This window comes from Nostoc cf. edaphicum LEGE 07299, from assembly GCF_015207245.1.
In the GTDB taxonomy this organism is placed as follows: Bacteria; Cyanobacteriota; Cyanobacteriia; order Cyanobacteriales; family Nostocaceae; genus Nostoc; species Nostoc edaphicum_B.
In genome coordinates this window covers 1-4,917 of the sequence record NZ_JADEXF010000380.1, presented here as the reverse complement: position 1 = coordinate 4,917, position 4,917 = coordinate 1, and the positions used below count along the sequence as shown (strand labels likewise).

4 protein-coding genes are annotated in these 4,917 nt (G+C 47.8%); all 4 read left to right on the top strand.

Annotated features, from left to right (window positions below):
• Positions 1-3,086: SDR family NAD(P)-dependent oxidoreductase (locus IQ229_RS13030; RefSeq protein WP_194044291.1), on the top strand; the 3,086-nt coding region annotated here is incomplete at its 5' end.
• 32 nt (positions 3,087-3,118) lie between these two features.
• Positions 3,119-3,715 carry a hypothetical protein gene (locus IQ229_RS13025; protein ID WP_194044290.1) on the top strand — a complete coding sequence of 199 codons (597 nt, stop codon included), beginning with the start codon at positions 3,119-3,121 and terminating at the stop codon, positions 3,713-3,715.
• A 50-nt stretch (positions 3,716-3,765) separates the two neighbouring features.
• Positions 3,766-4,203 (top strand): acyl-CoA thioesterase, encoded by a 438-nt coding sequence (locus tag IQ229_RS13020; RefSeq protein WP_194044289.1) that lies wholly within the window; start codon positions 3,766-3,768, stop codon positions 4,201-4,203.
• A 54-nt stretch (positions 4,204-4,257) separates the two neighbouring features.
• Positions 4,258-4,917: helix-turn-helix domain-containing protein (locus IQ229_RS13015; RefSeq protein WP_194044288.1), on the top strand; the 660-nt coding region annotated here is incomplete at its 3' end.

Genomic DNA, 4,917 nt, shown 5'->3' with positions numbered 1-4,917 from the left:
ACCTAGTACCCGATGCTGATCAGCCATCTCTCAATCATCCAAGATCTAAAATCCTAAATCCCAAATCCTCTAGCTTTGCAACGCTCACCTCTATCCAGGAGCCAGCATCTCCCTCCCAGATCCTTCGTCAACTGGTGGCAAAACGGGCAGAACTGCCACTCTTTGCCATCAATGATGATCACCGTTTGCTAAGTGATCTGCATCTGAATTCCATTACCGTGGGACAGATTGTGACTGATGCAGCGCGATGTCTAGATATCTTACCTCCCGTTGCCCTGACCAACTATGCAGATGCCACTGTAGCCGAAGTTATCCAAGCATTAGAAGAACTGTCTGAAACTAGCAACTCCGTTTCTAGTGAAGATGACAATCCTTTTCCAATCGGGATTGACAGCTGGATTCGTCCTTTTACCGTTGAGTTGGTGGAACGTCCTTTGTCGGTACAGCGGCTTTCTGGAACTGTGATCGGAACGTGGCAGGTGATTGCACCACCAAATCATCCGCTGGCAGAGTCCTTGCGGGAGCAGTTCAGTCAGTGCGAAGGCAACGGGATTGTTGTGTGTTTGCCCCCCAAACCTGATGTGAGCCACATCCATCTCTTGCTGGCAGGTGCACGGGCAATGCTCGCAAATCAAGAACGCGATCGATTTATCCTGGTGCAACATGACAATAGTGGCGGAGCCTTTGCCCGTACCCTGCATCTGGAGATGTCTAAAGTAACCACCTGTGTTGTGAATGTCCCGGTCAATTGCCCGCAAGCAGCAGCATGGGTAGTTGCAGAAGCGGGCGCAGCAATTGGGTATGTGGAAGCACACTACGATGTAACTGGTAAGCGACGGGAGCCAGTTCTCCGATCGCTACCGCCTTTGGCAGCAGCAGATTTACCCCTAGATGCATTGGATGTGATGCTCGTCACAGGCGGTGGTAAGGGCATTACAGCTGAATGTGCGATCGCCTTAGCCAAAGAAACGGCTGTGCAGTTGGTCTTGCTAGGGCGATCGCATCCCGATACCGACACTGAACTGGCAACTAATCTTGAGCGCATGGCTGCTCTTGGCATTGCTTTCCAATATATTTCGGTAGATCTGACTGATGCCACCGCCGTCCAATCAGCCATCCAGGCTACAGAGGCTGAGATTGGTTCAGTGACAGCTATTTTGCACGGTGCTGCCCGCAACGTCCCGCAACGGTTGAGTACCTTAGATGAACCCGATTTTCTTCACACCCTTGCTCCAAAAGTTCAGGGTTTGCAGAATGTGCTGGCAGCAGTCAACCCAGAGCATTTACGGCTGTTGATTGGTTTTGGTTCGATCATTGCCCGAACAGGATTACCCGGTGAAGCGGACTATGGGCTAGCGAATGAATGGCTAGTGCGTCTGGTTGAACACTGGCAAGCAAATCATCCTCATTGCCGCTGTCTTGCTATAGAGTGGTCGATCTGGTCAGAAGTGGGAATGGGTGCCCGTCTGGGCAGGATAGACAACCTGTTGCGGCAGGGGATTACTCCGATCTCGACAGATTGGGGGATTGCCATGCTGTCTCACCTGCTGACTCAGCCATTCTCCGCAACTTCTATAATCGTGACTGGGCGTTTCGGCGGACTCCCGACACTTCCGGTTGAACACCCAGAACTGCCATTGCTGCGTTTTCTAGAACAGCCAAGAGTTTACTATCCCGGTGTGGAACTTGTGGCTGATGCCACCTTATTCACAGGAACCGACTTGTATCTAAATGACCATCAGTTTCAGGGTGAACGGGTGTTTCCAGCCGTCTTGGGGCTAGAGGCAATGGCACAGGTAGCTATGGCATTGGCAAGAACGGAGCAACGACCGATGTTTGAGCAGGTAAAGTTTGATCGTCCCGTTGTTGTTGCCGAATCCACACCTTTGAAGATTCGGATTGCTGCCTTGATGCATGAGCCGGGACACATTGAAGTTGCACTCAGAAGTGAGCAGACTGCATTTGCGGTGGATCACTTTCAAGCCACATGTTGGATTGGCAAACGGGGAGCAGAGATTGGTCAACTATCTACCCATGCGCCGAATTTAAAATCTGTCGCCTGCTCTGTTTCGCTGAATCCACACCGTGATCTTTATGGTAATCTCCTGTTCCATCAAGGGCGATTTCGGCGGTTGTGTGGTTATCGGCAACTGAGAGCGAAAGAGTGTTTGGCTGAAATTACACCAGATCAAGGCAGTAATTGGTTTAGCTCTTATTTACCTACACAACTTGTCTTGAGTGATCCAGCAGCCCGAGATGCAGCTGTTCATGCCTTGCAGGCGTGCATCCCCCACGCAACACTTTTGCCGATTAGTGTTGAGCGATTGGAATTGAGTGGTTTTCCAAGTACATCTCCACAGTTTGTATATGCTAAAGAACGTTGGCACGACGGGGACATTTTCATTTATGACCTAGAAATTCTCGATCGCTCAGGTCAAATTCTAGAACGCTGGGACGGATTGCAGCTAAAAGTAATTCAGCCACGAGAACCAGAAAATCCTTGGGTAGAATCATTGCTAGGCCCCTATCTGGAACGACGAATTCGGGAACTGGTTCCTGGAGGAGATCTCGCCGTTATAGTTGATTGCGATCCTCAAGTAGAACGACGAGTCCGCAGCGATCGCGCCATTCAACAAGCTATTGGATCAAAAGTACCAATCTGGCGGCGACCAGATGGTAAACCAGAAGTGGCAGGTTGCCAGCAAGTATCTGTATCTCATGCTGAAGCTTTGACTATAGCGGTTGCCAGTAAAGGTCCAATTGGCTGCGATGTTGAACCCGTGGTTCCTCGTCCTGTCTGTGTCTGGCAAGACCTGCTTAGTGTGGAGAGATTCAAACTAGCAGAAATCATTCATCAGCAGAAGGGAGAAGACCAGAATATTGCTGCTACTCGTGTTTGGGCGGCAATTGAGTGCTTGAAAAAGGCTGGTGCTATAGAGAGTGCCCCCCTTATACTGATTAATTCAACCACTGGTAACGATCAAGTTTTGCTGGAGTCAGGAGATTTGGTGATCTGTACCTTTGACATATCTGTGCAGACCTTTGCCCAAAAACTAGTTTTTGCTGTGCTTTTAAGGAAACAATAATCCTGAGCTAAACCTACAAGAGGATACTTGCCATGACGATTACTAGAAATTCCCCAACAAACCCCACATCACGAATTTTCCAATCTCTGATCCATGCCCTGAACGGGCGTTGGCATCAAAGAGCTATGCAGATTTTTATGCTTGTTATCCTCGCTCATCTTTTAGAACACTTGTGCCAAGGATTTCAGCTTTGGGTACTGCATTGGCCCAGACCCCAATGTCTTGGCGTACTAGGACTAGTCTACCCTTGGTTAGTGCATTCAGAGTGGTTGCACTACGGTCACGCTTTGTTTATGCTCCTTGGTTTGGTATTGTTGCGTCCAGCAATTACAATTACACAGGCGCTTTTTTGGTGGAATATTGCCTTTGTTATCCAGTTTTGGCATCACATTGAGCACGCCTTATTACTAGGGCAATCAATCATCCATGACAACCTATACAAATTTGCTGCGCCAGTTAGTATTGCACAGATCGTCGCACAACACTTTAGCAATCGTCCCTTTATTGGACAACCCTGGCTTCCTCGAATCGAACTGCATCTTTTCTACAACCTAATTGTGTTGATTCCGATGCTGATTGCCCTGCGTTACCATCGTTTTCCTCCAGCAGGTGATGTTGAAGCCGATTAGTCACAATTCATGCATAGGGTATTAAAAACTTGATGTTAAAGGAAGGATAGATGAAAGTATATGAATACCCGCACATTGTGGGTTTTGAAGAAACCAACCTTGTCGGCAATGTGTACTATGTAAACCACCTGAAATGGCAGGGGCGTTGTCGTGAAATGTTTCTAAGAGATCATGCCCCAACAGTTTTGACAGAGTTATCCCAGGGTCTTGCCTTGGCAACTGTTCGGGTATCCTGTGAGTATTTTGTCGAGCTTTATGCCTTCGACACGATCGCCATCCGTATGCACCTGAAAGAACTTACCCAAAATCGAGTCACAATGTTTTTTGAGTACTGGAGACTTGCAAACGGTAACGAGGAACTTATCGCTCGTGGTGAGCAACAAGTAGCCTGCATGAAACGAGAAGGAGAACAAATAGTACCAACACCTGTGCCGCCTGCACTGAAGGAAGCCTTACAGCCTTATGCTGATCTCAGGATATCTATTTGAGTAAACAGCGATCGCCGGAATTTCAAATATCGTTGCAAGTATAAGGAGATTCATATGCCAGTACATCATTTGCTATCTAATACCAATTGCCATGAAAGCACCACATTATTACGATATCAAGCAACTGAACGAGTCATCCTAGTCATGCATAAACGATTGGATGAAACACTCTCCCTACAGGACATGGCGGAGATCGCTGCCCTTAGCCCTTATCATTTCAATCGTGTATTTCGTCAAATCACAGGAATTCCGCCTTCCCAATTCCTCTATACACTGCGCCTTGAAGCTGCAAAGCGACTTCTCCTGACCACTCAACTCAGTGTTACTGATATCTGTTATGAAGTAGGATACAACAGCTTGGGTACATTTATCACTCGTTTTACCCAACTGGTGGGTCTATCACCTGGTCAGCTACGAAAGTTGTCGGAATATCTCATACCACGCTTCCACAGCTTCTATGATAATGTGCCTGAAATCAACGGGATTGTCCCATCAAATTTGAGCTTGACTGGCCAGGTTAAGGCTCCAGTTGACTATGTGGGACTGATCGTGATTGGATTTTTTTCAACGCCAATTCCTCAGGGACAGCCGATTGCTTGTACCATTTTAATGACACCTGGCAATTATCATCTCGCTTCTCTACCCGATGGGTTCTATTATCCATTTGCTGCGGCTTTTCCCTGGTCAGAGAATCCGATTACTGCCTGGTTGAAT

Bases quoted from the DNA above. Each gene is read 5' to 3' on its own strand.
- IQ229_RS13025 (WP_194044290.1), top strand. From the start codon at position 3,119: ATGACGATTACTAGAAATTCCCCAACAAACCCCACATCACGAATTTTC.
- IQ229_RS13020 (WP_194044289.1), top strand. From the start codon at position 3,766: ATGAAAGTATATGAATACCCGCACATTGTGGGTTTTGAAGAAACCAAC.